This is a genomic window from Kastovskya adunca (assembly GCF_059505785.1).
This window is the reverse complement of sequence record NZ_JCACLG010000056.1, coordinates 115,699-135,439: the sequence shown is the minus strand read 5'-3', so window position 1 is coordinate 135,439 and position 19,741 is coordinate 115,699. Positions and strand designations below refer to the sequence as shown.

The 19,741-nt window shown below is 47.3% G+C and carries 15 protein-coding genes; 7 read left to right on the top strand and 8 right to left on the bottom strand.

What is annotated here, in order from left to right; translation table 11 throughout:
* Positions 1–1,685 (top strand): response regulator (locus tag AC5JR3_RS21440; protein WP_495848604.1); only part of this gene is annotated, 1,685 nt, incomplete at its 5' end.
* Positions 1,686–1,819: 134 nt separating this feature from the next.
* Here AC5JR3_RS21440 and gnd read toward each other — a convergent pair.
* On the bottom strand, positions 1,820–3,268 hold the full coding sequence (gnd, locus tag AC5JR3_RS21435; protein ID WP_495848603.1) for an NADP-dependent phosphogluconate dehydrogenase: 1,449 nt from the start codon (positions 3,266–3,268) through the stop codon (positions 1,820–1,822).
* Positions 3,269–3,493: 225 nt separating this feature from the next.
* On the opposite strand from gnd, the gene AC5JR3_RS21430 reads away from it, so the two are divergent.
* Both AC5JR3_RS21430 and ileS read left to right on the top strand, forming a co-directional pair.
* Complete coding sequence (locus AC5JR3_RS21430) at positions 3,494–4,414, top strand: Ycf66 family protein (protein WP_495848602.1); 921 nt, start codon at positions 3,494–3,496, stop codon at positions 4,412–4,414.
* 189 nt (positions 4,415–4,603) lie between these two features.
* Positions 4,604–7,477, top strand: coding sequence for an isoleucine--tRNA ligase (gene ileS / locus AC5JR3_RS21425; RefSeq protein WP_495848601.1), 2,874 nt, complete (start codon positions 4,604–4,606; stop codon positions 7,475–7,477).
* 130 nt (positions 7,478–7,607) lie between these two features.
* Here the strand turns inward: ileS and AC5JR3_RS21420 are convergent, their stop codons facing one another.
* The 3 genes from AC5JR3_RS21420 to AC5JR3_RS21410 form a co-directional block, all read right to left on the bottom strand.
* Positions 7,608–8,546: a ParA family protein gene (locus AC5JR3_RS21420; RefSeq protein WP_495848600.1), complete on the bottom strand. Its 939-nt coding sequence runs from the start codon at positions 8,544–8,546 to the stop codon at positions 7,608–7,610.
* Positions 8,547–8,807: 261 nt separating this feature from the next.
* Positions 8,808–9,539 (bottom strand): hypothetical protein, encoded by a 732-nt coding sequence (locus AC5JR3_RS21415; protein ID WP_495848599.1) that lies wholly within the window; start codon positions 9,537–9,539, stop codon positions 8,808–8,810.
* Positions 9,540–9,786: 247 nt separating this feature from the next.
* A complete protein-coding gene (locus AC5JR3_RS21410) occupies positions 9,787–10,677 on the bottom strand; it encodes a ParA family protein (protein ID WP_495848598.1) in 891 nt (296 codons plus the stop codon).
* Positions 10,678–10,890: 213 nt separating this feature from the next.
* On the opposite strand from AC5JR3_RS21410, the gene AC5JR3_RS21405 reads away from it, so the two are divergent.
* Together AC5JR3_RS21405 and AC5JR3_RS21400 are read left to right on the top strand one after the other, a co-directional pair.
* Complete coding sequence (locus AC5JR3_RS21405; protein ID WP_495848597.1) at positions 10,891–12,285, top strand: ParA family protein; 1,395 nt, start codon at positions 10,891–10,893, stop codon at positions 12,283–12,285.
* Entirely contained in the window at positions 12,282–13,016 is a 735-nt protein-coding gene (locus AC5JR3_RS21400; protein ID WP_495848596.1) for a ParB N-terminal domain-containing protein, read from the top strand. Before AC5JR3_RS21405 ends, AC5JR3_RS21400 begins: the two co-directional genes overlap by 4 nt.
* A 166-nt stretch (positions 13,017–13,182) precedes the next feature.
* On the opposite strand, the gene AC5JR3_RS21395 is transcribed toward AC5JR3_RS21400, so the two are convergent.
* From AC5JR3_RS21395 to AC5JR3_RS21385, 3 genes are all read right to left on the bottom strand, one after another.
* Positions 13,183–14,001 (bottom strand): winged helix DNA-binding protein, encoded by an 819-nt coding sequence (locus tag AC5JR3_RS21395; protein WP_495848595.1) that lies wholly within the window; start codon positions 13,999–14,001, stop codon positions 13,183–13,185.
* Positions 14,002–14,112: 111 nt separating this feature from the next.
* A complete protein-coding gene (locus AC5JR3_RS21390; RefSeq protein WP_495848594.1) occupies positions 14,113–15,057 on the bottom strand; it encodes a glycosyltransferase family 2 protein in 945 nt (314 codons plus the stop codon).
* Positions 15,058–15,071: 14 nt separating this feature from the next.
* Entirely contained in the window at positions 15,072–15,296 is a 225-nt protein-coding gene (locus AC5JR3_RS21385) for a hypothetical protein (protein ID WP_495848593.1), read from the bottom strand.
* Positions 15,297–15,437: 141 nt separating this feature from the next.
* Here AC5JR3_RS21385 and AC5JR3_RS21380 point away from each other — a divergent pair, with 141 nt between their 5' ends.
* Together AC5JR3_RS21380 and AC5JR3_RS21375 are read left to right on the top strand one after the other, a co-directional pair.
* A complete protein-coding gene (locus AC5JR3_RS21380) occupies positions 15,438–16,676 on the top strand; it encodes a glycosyltransferase family 4 protein (protein WP_495848592.1) in 1,239 nt (412 codons plus the stop codon).
* Positions 16,677–16,771: 95 nt separating this feature from the next.
* On the top strand, positions 16,772–19,144 hold the full coding sequence (locus AC5JR3_RS21375) for a hypothetical protein (protein ID WP_495848591.1): 2,373 nt from the start codon (positions 16,772–16,774) through the stop codon (positions 19,142–19,144).
* A gap of 90 nt (positions 19,145–19,234) precedes the next feature.
* On the opposite strand, the gene AC5JR3_RS21370 is transcribed toward AC5JR3_RS21375, so the two are convergent.
* The gene (locus AC5JR3_RS21370) at positions 19,235–19,483 is read right to left on the bottom strand and encodes a hypothetical protein (RefSeq protein WP_495848590.1); all 249 of its coding nucleotides are present in this window, start codon (positions 19,481–19,483) and stop codon (positions 19,235–19,237) included.
* Between the last annotated feature and the right edge of the window lie 258 nt (positions 19,484–19,741).

The following is a 19,741-nucleotide window of genomic DNA, read 5'->3' as shown; positions in this document are numbered from 1 at the left end:
GGGGAGATGGGGAGCAGGGGAGCAGGGGAGCAGGGGAGCAGGGGAGCAGGGGAGCAGGACTCAGGACTCACCGACTCGGACTCACCGACTCGGACTCAGTCTCTATTCGCTTTGAAGTTACAGATACAGGGATCGGCATCTGTGCGGCTGATCGGCAAAAACTGTTTCAATCTTTCTCCCAAGTCGATGCCTCAATGACTCGACAGTATGATGGCACAGGTTTGGGACTGGTTATTTGCAAGCAACTGGTGGAATTGATGGGGGGAGAGATTGGCGTTGAGAGCAAACCCGGTCAGGGATCTACCTTCTGGTTTACGATGCCGTTTAATCCGGCGACAGTTCTGGTGGGAAGAGCGGTTCCTCAATCCCTGAACAAGCTGAAATTGTTAATTGTGACGGATCATGGGATGACCCGCCAAGCGGTGCGATCGCTTGTTGATGCCTGGGGGATGCACCTAGATGAAGTCACAGATAGCACCGCCACGCTCAATGCTTTACGCACCAGTGCCGCTCAAGGACATCCCTATGACGTGGCAATTGTTGATTTGCAACTGTCCCAGCATCAGGGAGCGCTCTTGGTGCCGATGGTTCGCCGCGATCCCACCTTAGCAGCAACCAAGCTGATTGTACTGACGACCCGGCAACAGCGGGATTCGGTGCAAGATTTGGAGGAGATCGGTATTTCTGGCTGTATTATCAAGCCGATCAGAGCCTCGCTGCTATTTGACAGTCTGGTAACAGCCATGGCTCCCCTGTCTCCACTCGTTCATCCCCTTGAGCCGTCCACCCCACAGGCTTCCCCATCCCATCCCTCACTTGTCAAAATTTTGCTGGTAGAAGACCACCCTGTTAATCAGATGGTGATTTTAAACCAGTTGCAAATGCTGGGTTATCAGGCAGATTGCATGAGCAATGGTGCCGAAGCGATCGCGCACTTACAATCCCAACCCTACGATATTGTGTTGATGGATTGTCAGATGCCAGTGCTAGATGGTTATAAAGCCACCCAAGAAATCCGACGCCGAGAAGGAGCAAACCAGCATACCGTTATTATTGCCCTGACTGCCCATGCCCTACCCAGCGATCGCGCTAAGTGTCTGGCAGCGGGAATGGATGACTACCTCTCTAAACCAATTGCTCAAGAAGCATTGGGAGCGATTCTAGAGCGTTGGATACCTGAAACTCCTACAGGGAAAACTCAGAAACAAACTCATCCCCTGGCAGATAATCCTGCCTTATCCTCCCAAAATCAAGGAATGGCGATCGCGTCCAATTCCGCCGCCAATCCTCAGAATTTCTGCTACCTACCTACCGCCGTCAAGCCAAAGTCTGAATCCTCCAGTTCTCTTCATGCGCTACCCGTTGATTTAGATCGTCTAGAGAGAATCTCTCGCGGTAAAGTGACTTTTCAAAAAAAGCTTTTAAAAATGTTTGTTGAAAATACAGAACCTAGCTTAGAAGCAATTCGCAAAGCCCTACTTATCAATGACTTAGCGACCATAGAACAGCAAGCCCATCGGCTTAAAGGAGCGAGTGCTAACGCGGGAGTGCGGTTGATACCAGAGATTGCCGCCCAACTTGAGCAGCAAGCCAAGCAAAAACAACTAACTGATGCCTCAGAACAACTTGCTGCACTGACGCATCAGTTAGCTCAGGTCAAAGCCTTTTTAGAAAACTGGCAGTAGAGAAAAAGAAAACTTATTGATTGTGAGAGTTTTATGACAATTAACGCCTAAAAATAGAACGGGGCGGGTTTAGAGAAATAGTAAAACCCGCCCCAATTAGCAACTGACCATTACTCGTGGACAACTACAACTGACTAATCTGTGCTTCCTAGTTGTAGGGATTCTTTGTCAGTCTGCGTCCATTCAGTGTGGAAGAGACCTTCTTTATCAATGCGCTCGTAGGTGTGGGCACCGAAGTAGTCGCGTTGGGCTTGGGTGAGGTTTTGCGGCAGGCGATCGCGGCGATAACTATCGAAGTAATCTAAAGACGCACTAAACGCCGGAACCGGAATCCCTAGATTGTTTGAGATTGCCAGCACCTCTCGCCAAGACTCCTGACGATCGAGGATGCTTTGCTTAAACTCAGGCGCTAACAGTAGGTTAGGCAGCTTCGGATTGTCCTGGAACGCCTTTTGAATCAATCCGAGGAAACCCGCCCGGATAATACAGCCACCTTTCCAAATTCTGGCAGTTTCCGACAAATCTATGTTGTAGCCAAACTCCTCTGATGCCTTGCTCATGAGTGCCATTCCCTGAGCGTAGGAACACATCTTCGAGCAATAGAGCGCATCGCGAATTTTGTTGATCAAAGCTTTGGCGTCGCCGTCATACTTGCCTGTTGGTCCTGGCAACTCTTTTGATGCCGCTACGCGCTCTTGCTTATAAGACGACATCACGCGGGCGTTCACTGCCGCGTAAATGGTGGGGATCGGTATGCCCAACTCTAAGGAACTCACCACTGTCCAGCGTCCGGTTCCCTTTTGTCCCGCCGAATCGAGAATCACCTCCACTAGAGGTTGCTCCGATCCCGCCTCAATATACCGGAAGATATCCGCCGTAATTTCAACGAGAAATGAATCCAGCTCTGCCGTGGTGTTCCATTCACTAAACACCTCATGTAACTGATGGTGGTTCAGCCCCACCACATTCTTGAGCAAATCGTAGGCTTCAGCAATCAATTGCATGTCGCCATACTCAATGCCGTTGTGCACCATCTTGACGTAGTGTCCGGCACCACCGGGGCCAATGTAGGTCACACAAGCCCCGTCAGGCACTTGTGCGGCAATCTTCGTGAGGATTGGCTCTAACTCTTGGTAAGCGGTATCAGTGCCTCCTGGCATCAAGCTTGGGCCGTGCAAGGCACCTTCTTCACCGCCACTGACGCCCATGCCGACAAATCCGAGTCCTGTGGCTTCCAATTCTTGGGTGCGTCGCTCTGTATCGTTGTAGAGAGAGTTGCCACCGTCAATGATCATATCTCCCGGATCGAGTAGGGGTTTGAGTTGAGCGATAACTGCATCAACTGGCTTTCCTGCTTTCACCATCACCAGAATTTTGCGAGGACGTTCCAGGGCATTGACAAATTCTTCCACCGAATAGGTGGCTGTAACGTTCTTGCCTGGTGCACGCTTTGCCATAAACTCTTCGGTTTTGGCAGCGGTGCGATTATAAACGGCGACAGGAAAACCTCTGCTTTCTACATTCAGTGCTAGGTTTTCTCCCATGACGGCTAGACCAATCACGCCGAAGCTTGGTTGTGACATAAAACTCTGCTGTAAACTCTGCTAATTTTTGTCAAAAGAGACAAATTACCTTCAGGGTATCCCGATCCCCAAGATTGTTATCTAAAAAAGACCTTAAGAGCGATCGCTTAGCTCAAACATCTGTTGATCGAGTGATTGATTAGCCGTTACTTACCGATTAATTGGTATTTGTATATAGAACGACAGAAATCACCGTAAAGACGCACATTAAGGAGTCCCCCCGAAATGTTGGCATATATCCTGGCGCTTACCGTTGGTCTTGGAAGCTTTGCAATGTACATGGCGGCTTTCTTTTTTCCGGAAGTCCATCGCAAAAATGATTTTTATTGGAGTGGAGTTGGGCTATTTTATGCCTTAGCCCTATGGGCATGTGCAGGACGCATCACTGGCGGTGTACTCCTCGGTCAAGTGGCGAGTGTGTCCTTAATCGGTTGGTTAGGTTGGCAAACCTTTAACTTGCGACACGAACAGACCTCGCCCCAAGAGAAAACTGAGATTTCTCCCGAAGTTGAAGAAAAAATTCAAGGCTTCTCCCTGACTAAGTTAGCTCAACCCTTGACAGAGCGAGTTAGCGGCTTGCTTCGCCGACAACCACAAACAGGTACAACGACCACCGTTGAAACAACCAGTAGTGCAGTCAAGACTGTAGAGAGCCAAAAGGCACCCCAAACCCCAACGGAGCCTACAGCCAGCTCCCCAACAGTTACGATTATCGACAATACAACGTCCCCGACAGCACCTGCACTACAAGAGACAACGCCTACTGTTGAGGAAACGGCTACCGTAGAGACAGCTATCGACAATACAACGTCCCCGACAGCACCTGCACCAGAAGAGACAACGCCTACTGTTGAGGAAACTGCTACCGTAGAGACGGACGTAACAACAGGCGACACTGAAATGTCAGAGTCTCCTGAACTAGTTCGCCCTGAGGCTCCGGATGCAGAACTGGTAGAGGATGCCCAACCCCATGAGGGAAAGGCAGTAAGGATACCAGCCGAAGAAATTGCACCGGAATCAGAACTGGCTCCCCCGGCTGAAGACCCAGGTGTAGGCGATGTCAAAGATAGACAAGCTAAAACCGAACTTCCCCCATCAACTCCATCTCCATCCACTGAAGGTGATCATCCCCCAGAGCAAGCTTGAAGCGCCTGGAAAGTTCTCACAGATAATGGAGAGAATCCCCTAAGGATGAAAGCAGATCTGAAGTGAAAAATTAAGAGGATGAATTGATTTTGCACCCCAACTTCCTTCATCCTTTACACTTCAGACTTGACAACGACTTGCCTTTCGTTAAACGCTTCTTCAGTACCACCCCTCTACTTTTGTAAGACTGTGACAGCAGCAAAATCCTATAAAGAAACCGTCAACCTGCCCAAAACCCAATTCGACATGCGGGCAAATGCCACTCGCCGCGAGCCGGAACTACAACAATTTTGGGCAGAACACCAGATTTACGAGCAACTGTCACAAAACAACAAGGGTGAGATTTTTGTTTTGCATGACGGCCCCCCCTATGCCAATGGTTCGCTGCATATGGGTCATGCGCTCAATAAAACCCTCAAAGACATTATCAACAAATATCAGTTGTTGCGCGGACGTAAGGTGCGTTACGTGCCAGGTTGGGATTGCCATGGCTTACCCATTGAGCTGAAAGTTTTGCAAAACATGGAGACAGAAGATCGGCAACAGCTCACACCATTGAAACTACGCCGCAAAGCGCGAAACTTTGCTTTGAAAACCGTTGACCAACAACGCCAGAGCTTTAAACGTTATGGCGTTTGGGGAGACTGGGAGCATCCTTACTTAACTCTCGCGCCAGAGTACGAAGCCGCGCAAATTGGTGTTTTTGGTCAGATGCTCTTAAAGGGTTATATCTATCGCGGCTTGAAGCCAGTACACTGGAGTCCCAGTTCGCAAACGGCGCTGGCGGAAGCGGAGCTGGAATATCCAGAAGGACATACCTCACGCAGCATCTACGCGGCTTTTAGGATGACAAAGGCAGCAGATGCGGTCAAAGAGGTGTTAGAGCCGTTACTACCGAATTTGGGTGTCGCTATCTGGACAACGACGCCTTGGACAATTCCTGGTAATCTTGCCGTTGCCGTCAATCCAGAACTCAACTATGCCGTGGTGCAAGTGGGCACCGAAACTCCAGCCAAATACCTGATTGTGGCGGCGGATTTGGTGGAACAGTTGTCGGAAAAATTTGGGACGCCACTGACGGTGAAGGCGACAATGCCAGGACAGGCGTTGGAACATTGCACCTACAAGCATCCGCTATTTGACCGGGAAAGCCCGATTGTCATCGGTGGCGATTACATCACCACGGACTCAGGTACAGGCTTAGTACACACGGCTCCCGGTCACGGTCAGGAAGACTATATTGTGGGTCAGCGCTATGGCTTGCCGATTCTTGCGCCTGTGGATGATCGGGGGAACTTCACTTCAGAAGCTGGAGAGTTTGCGGGGTTAAATGTGCTGAAGGATGCCAATGAGGCAATCATTAAGGCACTTGAGCTAGCCGCTTCCCTGCTTAAGGAAGAGGCGTATGTCCATAAGTATCCTTACGACTGGCGCACAAAGGAGCCGACAATCTTCCGGGCGACGGAACAATGGTTTGCCAGCGTTGAGGGTTTCCGGGATCAGGCATTGCAGGCGATCGCATCGGTGAAATGGATTCCACCCCAAGGGGAAAACCGGATCACACCGATGGTAAGCGATCGCTCAGATTGGTGTATCTCTCGCCAACGGAGTTGGGGTGTTCCCATTCCGGTGTTTTATGACGAGGAAACCAACGAACACCTGCTCAATGAGGAGACAATTGCCCACGTCCAAGCCATTATCGCTGAAAAAGGCTCCGATGCTTGGTGGGAGATGTCGGTAGCAGAACTGTTACCGGAACAATACCGCAACAACGGTAAAACCTACCGCAAAGGCACCGATACGATGGATGTTTGGTTTGACTCCGGCTCCTCTTGGGCGGCGGTGGCAGAGCAACGGCAGGAATTGCGCTATCCGGTGGATATGTATCTGGAAGGTTCAGACCAACATCGGGGTTGGTTCCAGTCTAGTTTGCTCACTAGTGTGGCAACGAACGGCATTGCTCCTTACAAAACTGTCTTAACCCATGGCTTTGTCTTGGATGAGAACGGTCGCAAGATGAGCAAATCTCTGGGGAATGTCGTCGATCCGGCAATGATTATTGAGGGGGGCAAAAATCACAAACAAGACCCTCCCTACGGTGCAGATGTGCTGCGCTTGTGGGTGTCGTCGGTCGATTACTCCTCAGATGTGCCGATTGGGAAGACGATCCTCAAGCAGATGGGGGATGTGCGCGGGAAAATCCGCAATACTGCCCGGTTCTTGCTCGGCAATCTACACGACTTTGACCCGGCTACCCAGGCGGTACCTTATGAGCAGCTTCCCGAACTTGACCGCTATATGCTGCACCGGATGACGGAGGTGTTTAGTGAAGTCACAGATGCCTTTGAGAGTTACCAGTTCTTCCGCTTTTTCCAGACGGTGCAGAATTTCTGCGTTGTGGATTTATCGAATTTCTATCTAGATATTGCCAAAGATCGGCTCTATATCAGCGATCTCTACTCCCCACGCCGTCGCAGTTGTCAAACCGTGCTAGCGATCGCGTTAGAAAATTTGGCTCATGCGATCGCTCCCGTACTCTGTCACATGGCAGAGGATATCTGGCAGTACCTCCCCTACAAAACGCCCTACCAATCGGTATTTGAGTCCGGCTGGGTGAAGATGGAAGACGAGTGGAATAAACCAGAATTAGCCGCCTCTTGGACAACCCTACGGCAAATCCGCACTGAGGTTAATAAGGTGATGGAGCAAGCCAGGGCGGAGAAGATGATTGGCTCATCACTAGAGGCGAAGGTACTACTCCACGTAAGCGATCGCTCCTTAAGACAACAGCTAGAGACGCTCAATCCCCAAGATAGCCTGAGTGGTAATCGGGTTGATGAGTTGCGCTATCTGTTCTTAGCGTCCCAGGTGGAACTGCTAGACTCCCCGGAAACAATCCAGACGGAATATAGCCTACACTCAGAGCGGTTTTCCGTAGGAGTGACAAAAGCAGAAGGGGAAAAATGCGATCGCTGCTGGAACTACTCCACCCACGTTGGCGAATCGTCAGAACATCCCTTGATTTGCGAACGCTGCAATGCAGCATTAGTTGGTGAATTCTAACCCCAGCACCCAGACTAAATCAACACCATCTAGTGGGTTACGCCCAGCCGTAACCCACCAAAACTACTGTTCTAAAAATTCCATTGGATTGTCAACAAGCCCAGTTGAAATCCATTGAAAATCAAACAGCTTAGTCAAGATTTGACAAATTCACCTTGTTTTGGTCTGCCTGATAAAGATTGCCAGATACTTCTAACTTTTGCAAAAATTCTTCACTTAATTTTGTAAATGCTCTCGCTCCAGAAGAATTCGGCGTTGCCAAAACTGCTGGAGTGAAGCTATCAACCGCTTTAGCGACATTAACGTCCATAGGGATACGGTTTTTAAACAGTTGTGCTGGGCTAAAATCATCCGTCACCCGTTGCATTACCTGTTTGTAATACCTGCCAATCAAACCGCCAGAGAGGATGAAAACTATCCCCAGTAAGCGCAGGTTCAACGGACTATCAATCCCATGACTTTCTCTAAGTTTCGCAATTCTCCGTTCTAGCAGTTGAATACCAATAATAGACAAAGGTTCAGGTCTTGCAGGCAACAAATAAAAATCACTGCCCACAATTCCACTGCGTGTTAACAGGTTATAGCCAGGAGCACAGTCCAAAATGATGAAATCATAATCATCAATAATTGGCTCTAAAATACCTCGAATGAGCTGTTTTTCAAATTGATTCCAAACTTCATTAAAATCACCTTTACCCTCAACAACTGCTTGCTTATGCAGCATTTCTGAGACTAGATACTCGTCATAAAGGTCAATATCCCCCGGCAATAAATCGAGCTGTTTTACACTACAAATATAGGGTTTGATGATATCTCGGATTGAATATTTTGATTGGCTTTTAGGTCTGATGGATTGGTAAATAAGATGACTCAGCGTCCTTCTTTCTCGCCTTGCCTTTGCAAACTCCTGAGGCGGGATCAAACTGAGCGTCGCACTGATTTGTGTATCCAAGTCAACAACTAGCACCCGCTTTTGATGGTTTTTTGCTAGAGAAGTTGCCAAGTTTACCGTGAGAGTTGTCTTACCAACGCCGCCTTTCATATTTACTGTGGCAATGACAAGCCCCATGAATATAATCCCCTTCAAAAACTCTGCTGGATGTTATCTAAGCGAGCTTCAGGTTTAATTTCGTTCCTGAGCTGCTGTTGCACTCTACATCATAATGCGGGATCTGACTTGAGCGGCAATAGAAGTTAGCTTCTTCCCGGCTTTTACAACCTGTGCATGTATGAGCGGCGGTGAGCTTATCAGCTTTCCAAACAGGCTCTGACAGACAAAAGCCTGCGGTGACAGGCTTTTCTTTTTTCCCAGAGAGAACTAATAACGGGCTTAGAAACCACCAGAAGTACTGCCAGCGGCACCACTTGTCGCCGGGAAATTGCTGGGAGCGGTTGTAGTTCCGGTGGTAGGTGTACCGCCTACAGGCGTAACGGAAGTAAAGCCACCAGGAGAGGTAGGAGTTCCAGGGTTGATGGGGATGGCGCTGTTCGCCGGGTTAACAGGCGCTATAGGGGCAGGAGTTGTAGGTATCACACTGCCAGCAGGGGGGACAACACCGGGAAGGCTTGTAGTGCCAGGAAGAGTTGGCGTTACAACACCGGGAGTAGTTGTAGTAGCGGGAACGCCAGGTGTAACTGTACCAGGAGTTGTCGTGACGCCGGGAAGGGTTGTAGTGCCGGGAAGAGTTGGCGTCACAACACCAGGAAGGGTTGTAGTGCCGGGAAGAGTTGGCGTCACAACACCGGGAGTAGTTCTAGTAGCGGGAACACCGGGTGTAATGCCAGGAGTTATCGTGACACCGGGAGTAGTTGTAGTAGCGGGAACACCGGGTGTAACGGTACCAGGAGTTGTCGTAGTACTAGGAGTTGTGACGCTTCCAGGTAGAGGAAATTGAGCGATGAGGTTAGAGGTTGAGTCATTGACACCAGAAGACAGGGAGCGTGTCTGCGCTGAAGCTGTCTTCTGGAAGGCAGAAATAGTCATTAATGCCCCAAAAGCGACTACTCCTAACGCACTTACGAGTTTGTTTGTGCGGTGTCGAGAATTGCGTTGAACTAACATTGTTTTATCGAAAAGTTTATTTATTAACCTATGTAAAATCAGGTTACTAAGCCGTTGAGGAGATTCCCTCTAGAAACCGACGTATAACCTAAGAGGTAATTAATGCCAGAAAAAGATAAATATAGGCGTATATGAAATAAATAATCAGCAACTGGGTGTAAAACGCCACGCGCATCCCGCTTAGAAATAATTACTGGGAATTTCCTTCCATAGCGGTTATTTTCAATAAAGTTGCAGTTTTATTGATTTAGGTTGATGGGTTAGCAGCCAAAAAATTGGAAAGTTTTTGTAAAAATTCTTGCGTTAACTCGCTGAATGCTTTGGCACCTGCGGCATTGGGATCTGCCAATACAACGGGTCGAAATTCATCAACGGCTTTGGCAACCGCCACATTCATCGGAATTTCTGTATCAAAAATTTTGTCTTGCCCAAACTCGGTGACTACGCGGTTTTTGATGCGGGGAGCCATGTTGGTAGCATGACCTAGAGAGGAGAAGACGATGCCAAGGAGATTGATCGTTGTGCGATCGCTTTCTTTAAGCTTACCGATCCGCCCCTCAAGAATACCAATGCCAACAACCGATAAAGGTTCTGGTTTCGCCGGAATGATATAAAAGTCACTGGCAATAATGCCACTGCGAGTCAGCAGATAATCGCCGGGAGGAAAATCGATCAAAATAAAGTCATACTTGTTACGCACGGGCAGAATCATATTCCGTACTAATGTATCTTCAAAATGATTCCAATTTTTCTCAAAATCCTGCTGATTTCCCTGAGATTGAGCATAAAGATTTACAGCTAACAAAAAATCATTATATAAATCGATATCTCCGGGTATTAAATCAAACCCTTTCACCTGACAAATATTGTGAAGGATAATCTCTTGTGGAGAAGTATTTGTTTTATTACCCGCTTGTAGCGTTTGATTAATTAACTGTTTTAATGTTCGTTGCTCTTTCCTGACTTTGGCAAAATGTAAGGGCGGTATTAAGCTCAAAGTTGCATTGATTTGTGTATCCAAATCAACTACTAAAACCCGCATTCCCTGCTCTTTTGCTAAACAAGCAGCCAGGTTGACGGTAGTAGTTGTCTTACCGACGCCCCCTTTCATATTGACTAATGCAACAACGTATCCCATCAATCCTGCCATCCAAAGAAGATGTTACTAATCTTAGTCGGAGTGGTCAGGTTGGGGGAGAAATTTGTGGATTCACTGTAGCTGAAGGCACTTGAGTAAGTGTTTTGTCTTAATTACTGCTGCTTCCTGGGGGATTAACATTCGCTAAGTTGGACGATCTCAGAGGTGTGAGGTTATCTTTGACAGGGGCAACTTTATGAAGGAAAAAGAAAGTTGAGTTTTAATCCGGATCTTTGCCGCAACGAAAGTGAAGTAGAAAGTAAACTCATCGTCCAGTATTTACTGCCGCAGTTAGGCTATCCTCCCGACACTTGGCACCAAGAGGTAACTTTTGGCAGCATTCGTTTAGATTTTTTAGCTTTTGCCACACAGGTTGTTCCTTTCGTCCTAGATGCTAATTCGCCGTTGAGCGTGGTGATGGAAGCGAAGCATCCCAATCAAAACTTAAATAACCACGTTCGCCGCTTACAACGCTACTTAATGAGTTTGAACGTGCGATATGGACTTCTAACTAACGGGAGAGAGATCAGAATTTATCAGAAAGTTCGAGATGATTTTCAGCTTGTATTTCAGTGTTCTGGTGATGAGGTTGATGTAAGACTAGAAGAGATTAAAGCTTTGATTGGCAGAGATAGCTCAAAGGAAAAAGCTATTGAAGTTTCTTCAGAGGTTAAGACTTTACAGGCTAATCTAGTTATTCCTCAACCCATCTCCAATCCTAGTCCAGAAAAAACGAGTAAAAGCATTATGAAAGTTATTGCGGTTTATCACAATAAAGGCGGCGTAGGCAAGACAACAACTGTAGTTAATTTAGCCGCTGCTATCCGAAAGAAAGGAAAAAGAGTACTAGTGATTGACCTAGACAGCCAAGCTAATACCACGTTTGCAACAGGTTTAATCAAATTCGAGGATGAAGAATTTGATGATATAAGAGACTCTAATATTCTTCAAGTTTTACGTTCAGAGGAGTTCTATCCGGTTCATGAAATTGCTAGAAAGTCTCAGTTTAGTAGCCCAGAAATTGATGTGATTCCCGCACACATTGATTTAATGGAAGCTGAAATGGAGCTGAATCAACTTGATTACAGTAGGTTGATACTCATTGATAAATTAGAGGAAGTTAAAGAGCAATATGATGTTGTAATTATTGATACGCCACCATCTTTGAATCTATATGCAAGAGTTGCCCTGATTACGGCTGATTACTTAATTATTCCATCAGATTTAAAACCCTTTGCTAATCAGGGTTTAGTCAATGTCAAAGATTTTGTTAAAAAAATCGATGGCTTTAGGAAACAGATAAAAAGACAACCTATTGAAATCTTAGGTATTCTTGCTTGTAAAATATCAACTAATGCTAAGTTTGTACAATCTACATTGGTAAAACGTATAGAAGTTATCAAAAAACGTTACAACTTAGAGGTAATGGATACAGTTATTTATGACAGAGATGATTTAGCGAAGTGTGCTGAAAAAACTCAGATTGTAGGAGCTATAGAAATAGCCGATCCTGTGTCTGTACTTGATTTTAAGCCAGATTCTACGGCGGCACAGGAATTTGAATTGTTAGCCATAGAAGTTTTAAGAAAAATAGGAATGGAATCATGAAGTTATCTACCTCGCTTATAGCTGTCAAAAAAATTAGCTCCACCATTCCTCGTTCAAAGTTTTCAAATGAGGAGTTGGAACAAGCTGCCCAATTGATTTTAGAAGCTGAAGGAATTATCAATCCAATAGTTGTTCGTCGAACAAGCTTGCAGTCATATGATGTAGTTGAGGGAGGATTTGAGTACTATGCTGCTGCGAGAGCAAGAGAGATAGATTCTCGTAAAGGTGAAATGATTGGGGCATATATTATTGAGGATGAGAATGAGGAGGTTATTAAAGAACAAATTAAATTACTGAGAAAGCCAAAACCTGCTCCTCCAGAAAAAGAAAATTCTGGTTCAGATGAAGCTCGCCTGACGAATTTTGAAGTTCGGGTGGAAAATAGAATTAATGAGCTAAAAGCAGAACAGGCGAGAGACAGACAATATTTAGAAAATGAAATTAAAGAACTTAAAAATCAACTTCCCAGTAGGATTCAACCTTTAGATGTCTTCAACAACATGAGCTTATCTGAGCTAGCTTTTAGATTAAGAAGTACTGGTTTGACAGATAAGAAAGCTGCTGAAATTGCTGAAAGCGTGGAAAAGGAGCGTCAGAAAAAGAAGTTTGAATCATTGAGCGATGTAGTGGAACGGGTTAAAGTCAAAAATGGAAAAAGACTAGTTAAAGGTGTAAACGGTGACAAAATGGTTGCTATAGTTGATAGTTGGTCACGGCTCTTGTTTAGTTAAATCTTTTTCCTTATTACGGTCATCCCAACTTAATTAAGCAGCCTAATTCAACTCTCCCAGACGCTAAGTAAACCTATGACAGCCTAAACGTTCGCTTAATTTTTCGTTGTCTATGATTTCATCTGTCGTAACTTCTAAATACCCGCCCCCAATAGCCCAACAGCTTCTATTTCAAACTGACAAAAAATAGCGGCTTCCCTGTATCTTGAGTAATTACTGCCTCAATTTGTTCCGTCGTAAAGGCACTAGCTCTGGCTGTTGGCAAAGGACTCAGCTTAATTTTGTCACCTTGTTCCAAGTGATGAAGCGCTTTGTCTAACTCTTCCCTTGATAGCAGGGGATCTAATTTCTCGCGGAGATTAAAAATCGGCAGGTGGTTATTAGTAGATAACTGGCGATCTAATTCCTGAATGACTAGCAAAATCTTGTCGTCGCCCCTCCAGTGGCTAGCCACTGGAGGGGGAGGCGAAACAGATCGGAAGGATTCCCGCAAAAATTGAACATAGTTGTTGAGTAAATCTAGGCTGAGAACAAACTGAGTCCCACTGGGGTTGTACTCGTATTGCAGATACTCTTTCCCCCGTTCCGTCAGCCAGATTTCTTGAATTTTTTTGTCCCTGGGGTTTACCTCAATCAACCCTCGTTCTGCCAAGTTTTGAATGGTGGTTTGTCGTTCCTCAGAGGGAATACCTGTTTTTTCAGGCGTAATTGTCCCTTTAGTGCTGGCTTGCAGCGCTTGGCGTTCTGCGTCAGTGAGGGGGAGTTCTTCTGTATCTTGTTGCAGGAGAAATTCGCCGGGAGGAGCAATTTGGAAACGGCTGACGGCGTAGGAACACGCAAGCAAACCGCGATCGCATAACTTCTGACACACCTCCTCACATTCTGCCACAGTCATTTTAGAGGTCGGCTTAGTTTTGGCGATCGCTGCCCGGTAATCGGGAAAACTCAGTAACTTTAACAGCAACTTCAGCTCAATCGTTTCCATGCAACTTTCTTTACCCGCCTCACTGCAATAACGTCCTATTGCAATGTGACAGATCACACCAGCCCTCGATACCCCCAAAGGTTTAAATTTTCCAAACGTTGTTGTGTAATTCTAGGGTTTAACTCGCCGCAAAGCGGCAAAAGCTGGAGAACGTAGCCCGAAGGGTAAGTAGGATAATACTAACCCCGCCCAGGCTTTTGCTGAAGACGCGGATTTTCCTGTCTGAACAAGCTGTCGCCCTTTTTGGGTTTCTCCCCGTTCGATCAAGCGCAACCCTAGGAGTAATTGCGTTTCTGCTAAACGCGATCGCCGAATTTTCTCTAGTTCTGACTCAAACTGATAATTTTCTAAATAACGTAGTTTATCAGTCAAATAAGGAATGGCTCGATTAATACCTTGCTGTTCAGCATGGACGCGATATTCCATCAACCGTTTGGGCAAATAATAGCCTTGCTTTCCCGCCAAAGCCAAACGCACAAACAAGTCATTATCCTCGCAGTTTTGGATATTTGGCAGCATATATCCGACTTCCTGCAAAACTTGGCGACGAAATAACGTTGCACCAATTTGAAAACTTTGCTTGACAAAAACCACATCTAGCAAGTTCTCAACTACCCCTTGGCGCAAGTTCGTTCTTCCCCACTTCTGAGAATTTACCTGCGTCGCTTGCTCGTTGCGAAGGTTATTAATATCAATCACCCAATGGTCAGTTCCCACAAAATCAACCCTGGGTTCTCTGTCTAAAACTTCACTTGTGCAAGCGAGAAACTCTGGTGTTATACGGTCATCATCATCAAACTTAATAAAATAGTCTCCCTGCGCCGCCTCAAACCCAGAGCGCATATTATTACTTTTCCCAATGTTTTGGGGATGATGAATATAGTGAATACGGCTGTCTTTGTACTGTGACATCAGTTCCGGCGTTGCATCTTGAGAACCGTCGTCACAAACAATTAACTCAAAATCTTGCTCAGTTTGCTGAAGAACGCTATCAATCGCGATCGCCAATAAATCTGCACGATTGAAGGTGGGAATACAAACACTGATTTTAGGCACTCTACCACTTAAATTTACTTGGGTTTTAGTGTCGTTAATGACACTTTATTGTAGTCGTTGAAGAGAGTGACATTATTTCTAGGCGCGATTTCCTGTTTAATGCGATCGAGCTTGTTATTGTAAGGAATGATACGAATAGGTTCGTCAGGGCTAATATTAGTCTCAATGCTGTTGAGTAGTGCGACTAGCTGGTCGTATACAGCATCATTCGCCAAGGTATAAATTCCACGGGATTCCATCCTGAAAAACTCCTTGGAGTGCGATCGCCCTCCACAGCCTAACTGATTTGCGGGAAAGTGTCAGGAGAACAGAAAAGCTTAAAAACGTCCAGAGATATCCTACTATCTCTCTTAAGTCAATTATGTGTGAGAGCTTGATCCATGAAGATTTTAATGCTCTCTTCTACTTTTCCCTACCCTCCCACAGGGGGGGGAACCCAAGTCAGGACGTTCAATTTACTGAAGTACTTGAGCAAGCGTCATCAAATTACGGCACTCGTGCAGCGTAATGAAGATGTTACGGATGCGGAAGTGGAAGAGTTGGGGGAGTGGGTAGAGGAGTTGGTGGTATTTGGGCGACCGAAGCCTGCGGAGGCAGAGGGCGGGATACTGGGAAAAATGCAGCGTTTCAGTGCCTTTTTGCAACAGGGGACGCCTCCAAGCGTGCTACACCTCTATTCGCCAGATATGCAGCAATGGATAAATGAGGCGGTGCGGGATGGCAGGTTTGAGGCGATCACTTGCGAGCATAGTGTGAATGAAATCTATGTGCAACCGGATTGGCAAGAACGGCTGCGAACTGTCGTAAATATCCATAGTTCGGTGTACGGAACTTGTCGCAATCAGTTGGAGACGGGAACTTCGGAAAATAATCTACGGGATCAACTAAATTTACCGTTGTTGCGTCGTTACGAGGAGCAGTACTGTTCTAAGTTTTCCGGGATTGTGGTGACGACAGAAGACGATCGCCGTCAGATTCGGGAGTTTGCCCCAAAAGCAGCGATTAGCGTCATTCCCAACGGGGTAGACTTCAAGTTGTTTCCTCGTCGCATCTCCGATCCGGGGGGACAGCGCTTGGTGTTTATTGGGGCGATGGATAACCGACCGAATATTGATGCGGTGCGCTTTTTTAGCCTAGAAGTGTTCCCGAAAGTTAGAGAGCGTCATCCCGAAACGACTCTGGAACTGGTGGGAGCAAAACCTGTAGCGGAGGTGTTGGAATTGCAGGAACAGCCAGGAATTTCGGTAACAGGTCGCGTCCCGTCAATCGTGGACTACCTACACAAGGCGACGGTTTGTGTGGTACCAATGCGGACAGGGTTTGGGATTAAAAATAAAACCCTAGAAGCTATGGCAGCAGGAGTACCCGTGGTGAGTAGCGATCGCGGTTTGGAGGGGCTAGAGGTGGATGGCGGCGTGCCATTGCGGGCATTACGCGCCAACGAACCGACCGAGTATGTCTATGCGATCAGTCGCTTGTTTGAAGACCGCAAGCTCCGCAAACAACTGTCAGAGAACGGACGGGCATTAATTGAATCAGAATACACTTGGGAACGAGCAGGGGAGCTGTATGAAAACGTTTTAATCGGTGAGGGTACCTCGGCGCGATCGCAAACTTAAAACCGCGATCGCTCCTCTTGTCCGTTCTCCGGTATTCGCAACGACAAAAAGCAGTAAGCAACCGATGGGATATGAGAGCAAAAGACAGACCTCAAATGGGAATTCAAGACAGTCCGTTGACCACTAAACCCTCGCCTAAGCCACCCTCCCCTAAGCAACAATCCCGCCAGGGAAGTTGTCTCGTCACCTTGAGCGCGATCGCTGCTTTGATGGGTGCCGTTGGTATCGTTGCTGGGGGCATCTGGCTCAGTCTTTTGTTGATGCTCGATCCTGGTTCCGTTGTCTGGTTGAACAAATTTTTACCCGCCTGGACGCGAATCCCGATCACAACTAGCAATCCTGCCCAAACCCTTAGCGCCATCCGGGAAGAGATTAAGAGTAGCGGTATGACGGCGGGTAATCCTATCGCCCTCGATTCCGAGCTGTTAGTTCCCCTCCTGGCTTCTCCTACAAACTGCTACAGCAATTGTGAGCAGATCGTGGAACTGCGGGTTTACCAACTTGCCATTGACTCGCTCCAGCCTGCGCCCTCACCCAACGGTGAAAAATACTACCAGCTAGTCACTTCCCTAGCGATCGCCAATTTAGAAGAATCGTTTGTTGTTGCGCCTTTAGGTGCCGCAGAAGCAGATTATCAGGGGGCATCTGATTCCCTACCGCTGACACAAATTCGCCTAGATGATACTGCCCCCGCCTCTGGCATCTGGCTGAATCTCTCTGGGCAACTCGAACGCAATAACACTCCCATCACCTACGGGCAGATCGTTCACTACAACCCTAGCCAGAGCCATCTCAGCGTGATGTTGCAATGGACTAGCCCCACCAAAGAATCACCCTACTGGCAAGCCATTACCGGGGAAGATACCCCAGAACTGATTGTCAATCAAACGGTGGGACTAGAACCCCGCTTTAAGATCTATCAAATTCAACCCCGCGACTTTGCCCCAAACCCCATTTATTTAGAGGAGATTTCCCTAGCACAACCTGCCTTAGACTTGCCAGCCTACCGGGATGCCTTGACTCTATCTAGTAGTGGCTTATGGTCGCTAGCCAAGCGAAAATTGCAAACCCTAAAGTCACAAAAAGACTGGTCAGTCGCTGCTCAAGCACAACTAGATGTGATTGGATTCCATGCCCAATTGAGCGAGTTGCAAGCCCAAGAATCTTGGGCAACCCCCGCTCAACAAATCACGGCAAGTTTAATTGATGGTCGTTGGGCAGAGGCTTTGCTCATCTTCCAAGCAACAGCTCCAGGGGCACCGATGCAGGAAATTGCCATGTTGCTCAAGAGCGATTCTGGACGTCTGGGGAAGCGAGTCGAAGCCGCGTTAGCGGTTAATGCTGAAGATTATGAAGCCAAAAGCTGGGGCGCGTTGATGCGTTCTGCCCAGCAGGGACGAGATAGCGCGATCGCTTGGTTGAAGCAATCCCCCACCACTTCCACTTTGGTGTCTGCGACGACAGCAGTCGCCGTCATGCCTCCCAAAATTGCTGAATTGCTCGATCATCTCAATACCGCCTTTGCCGAGGCTTCCAACACCCGCGCTCATTTGAGTCAAATTGTCGGTGCTGCCGAGGTCGTTTCCACGATTAACTCTAGCGATTGGGTGCAACCAGACAGTAATACAGCAATAGGTATTTCATCCCTCTCAAAAGAGCCTCAACAAGTCTGGTATCAGGTGCAGGTGGGGGCGTTTAATGATAGTGTTCGCTGGCAGCAGCCGCCGTTTACCAACTTGCAGTTACCCCAATCAGCACCGATTCAGTTCTTGTGGCGGCGCTTGGGTTTGGATGTTGACCCGCGAATTCAAGTGACTGTTTGGACAACTGATGGACGCCAAGACTCGACGATGGCAACGGTGCAAGCCATTCGTCTTCAAGGGGGGAATTTACAATTGCTAGCTGTGGGAGAGCCTCTAGCCGCGATCGCTGCCCCCGTTGGCGCTGCCCCAAAAAACCGTCCCCTTGCCCATACCGACGCTGCCTTGCAATGGATAGAACCCGGTTCCATCACCATTGCCGAACTCAATAAGCTACAGCCGCAGTGGGCGTCTGTCTTGCTCCCTACCCTCTGGCGGGAGTTAGTGGCGAGCGGTCAGTTTAAGTCCGGTGACCTACCCAGCTTACCGATGATGCTGCAAGAGTTGGGACACTGGACAGTCCGACCGATTGATCTAACCGGGAATAAAGAGCCAGAAGCCCTGCTGACCCTTTATGAAGATTTATCCGGGGCACTGAAAAAACCAGATATTGAGCCACCGACTCAAGATGGAAAACGTTTTAAGGCACGTACCTTAATTTTTTCTGATACAGGTGGTCTACTGTACAGCGAATTTAGTAAGAATGCGGCGACTTCCCTCACCGCGATCGCTGATTTGGGAGACGGCGGTTCCCCGGCGTTGGTCGTCGATGGTCAAAATAACTACAACCTCAAGCGCTGGTCAACCCAAAGTAAGCGCTTTGAATAAAAACTACCGCCTCGCCAGTTGCTTTGTTCGCTGAAACTACGGCTTGAGCGAGCAGGATGGCGAGGCAAGTTATGCAACTTTAGAGCCTTGCTACTGAGCCTCAGCCTCAGGCGGCACCATCGCCATCCGTTGCTGCTTCATCGTTTGCAAGTGCTGCAACAGCAACTCAATTTCGGCTTGCAAATGCAGGTACTTCATTTGCTGATCGGTCTGATAGAGGCACTTCATACGGTCAAGCGATCGCACGTCGCCAGCTTTTGCCTTCTCGTGGCGGCTGCCAGATAGAGCGTCACCAACAGCGTCAGAGGGATAGATTAGGCTAGATGATCGAGTTGACATTAACTGCTGAATAGTAATTTGTACTTACCCATACCATCTGGACATTGTATATCGAAATATTACCTCTAAGTACATTTTATGTAGCGATTTTCTAACTGGTTATATAGAAGCTGGGGTGAGTCACTATTCCTTAAGGACGAGGTTTCTGAGTCCTGAGTCGGGGAGAAAGTATGAAGTATGAAGTATGAAGTATGAAGGGTGAAGTATGAAGGGTGAAGTATGAAGGGTGAAGTATGAAGGGTGAAGTATGAAGTATGA

What these genes read in the sequence shown, in the direction of transcription:
- AC5JR3_RS21395 (WP_495848595.1), bottom strand. Translation starts at nt 14,001, where the DNA reads ATGGAAACGATTGAGCTGAAGTTGCTGTTAAAGTTACTGAGTTTTCCC.
- AC5JR3_RS21430 (WP_495848602.1), top strand. Translation starts at nt 3,494, where the DNA reads ATGTTGGCATATATCCTGGCGCTTACCGTTGGTCTTGGAAGCTTTGCA.
- AC5JR3_RS21385 (WP_495848593.1), bottom strand. Translation starts at nt 15,296, where the DNA reads ATGGAATCCCGTGGAATTTATACCTTGGCGAATGATGCTGTATACGAC.
- AC5JR3_RS21415 (WP_495848599.1), bottom strand. Translation starts at nt 9,539, where the DNA reads ATGTTAGTTCAACGCAATTCTCGACACCGCACAAACAAACTCGTAAGT.
- gnd (WP_495848603.1), bottom strand. Translation starts at nt 3,268, where the DNA reads ATGTCACAACCAAGCTTCGGCGTGATTGGTCTAGCCGTCATGGGAGAA.
- AC5JR3_RS21375 (WP_495848591.1), top strand. Translation starts at nt 16,772, where the DNA reads ATGGGAATTCAAGACAGTCCGTTGACCACTAAACCCTCGCCTAAGCCA.
- AC5JR3_RS21400 (WP_495848596.1), top strand. Translation starts at nt 12,282, where the DNA reads ATGAAGTTATCTACCTCGCTTATAGCTGTCAAAAAAATTAGCTCCACC.
- AC5JR3_RS21410 (WP_495848598.1), bottom strand. Translation starts at nt 10,677, where the DNA reads ATGGGATACGTTGTTGCATTAGTCAATATGAAAGGGGGCGTCGGTAAG.
- AC5JR3_RS21420 (WP_495848600.1), bottom strand. Translation starts at nt 8,546, where the DNA reads ATGGGGCTTGTCATTGCCACAGTAAATATGAAAGGCGGCGTTGGTAAG.
- AC5JR3_RS21380 (WP_495848592.1), top strand. Translation starts at nt 15,438, where the DNA reads ATGAAGATTTTAATGCTCTCTTCTACTTTTCCCTACCCTCCCACAGGG.
- AC5JR3_RS21370 (WP_495848590.1), bottom strand. Translation starts at nt 19,483, where the DNA reads ATGTCAACTCGATCATCTAGCCTAATCTATCCCTCTGACGCTGTTGGT.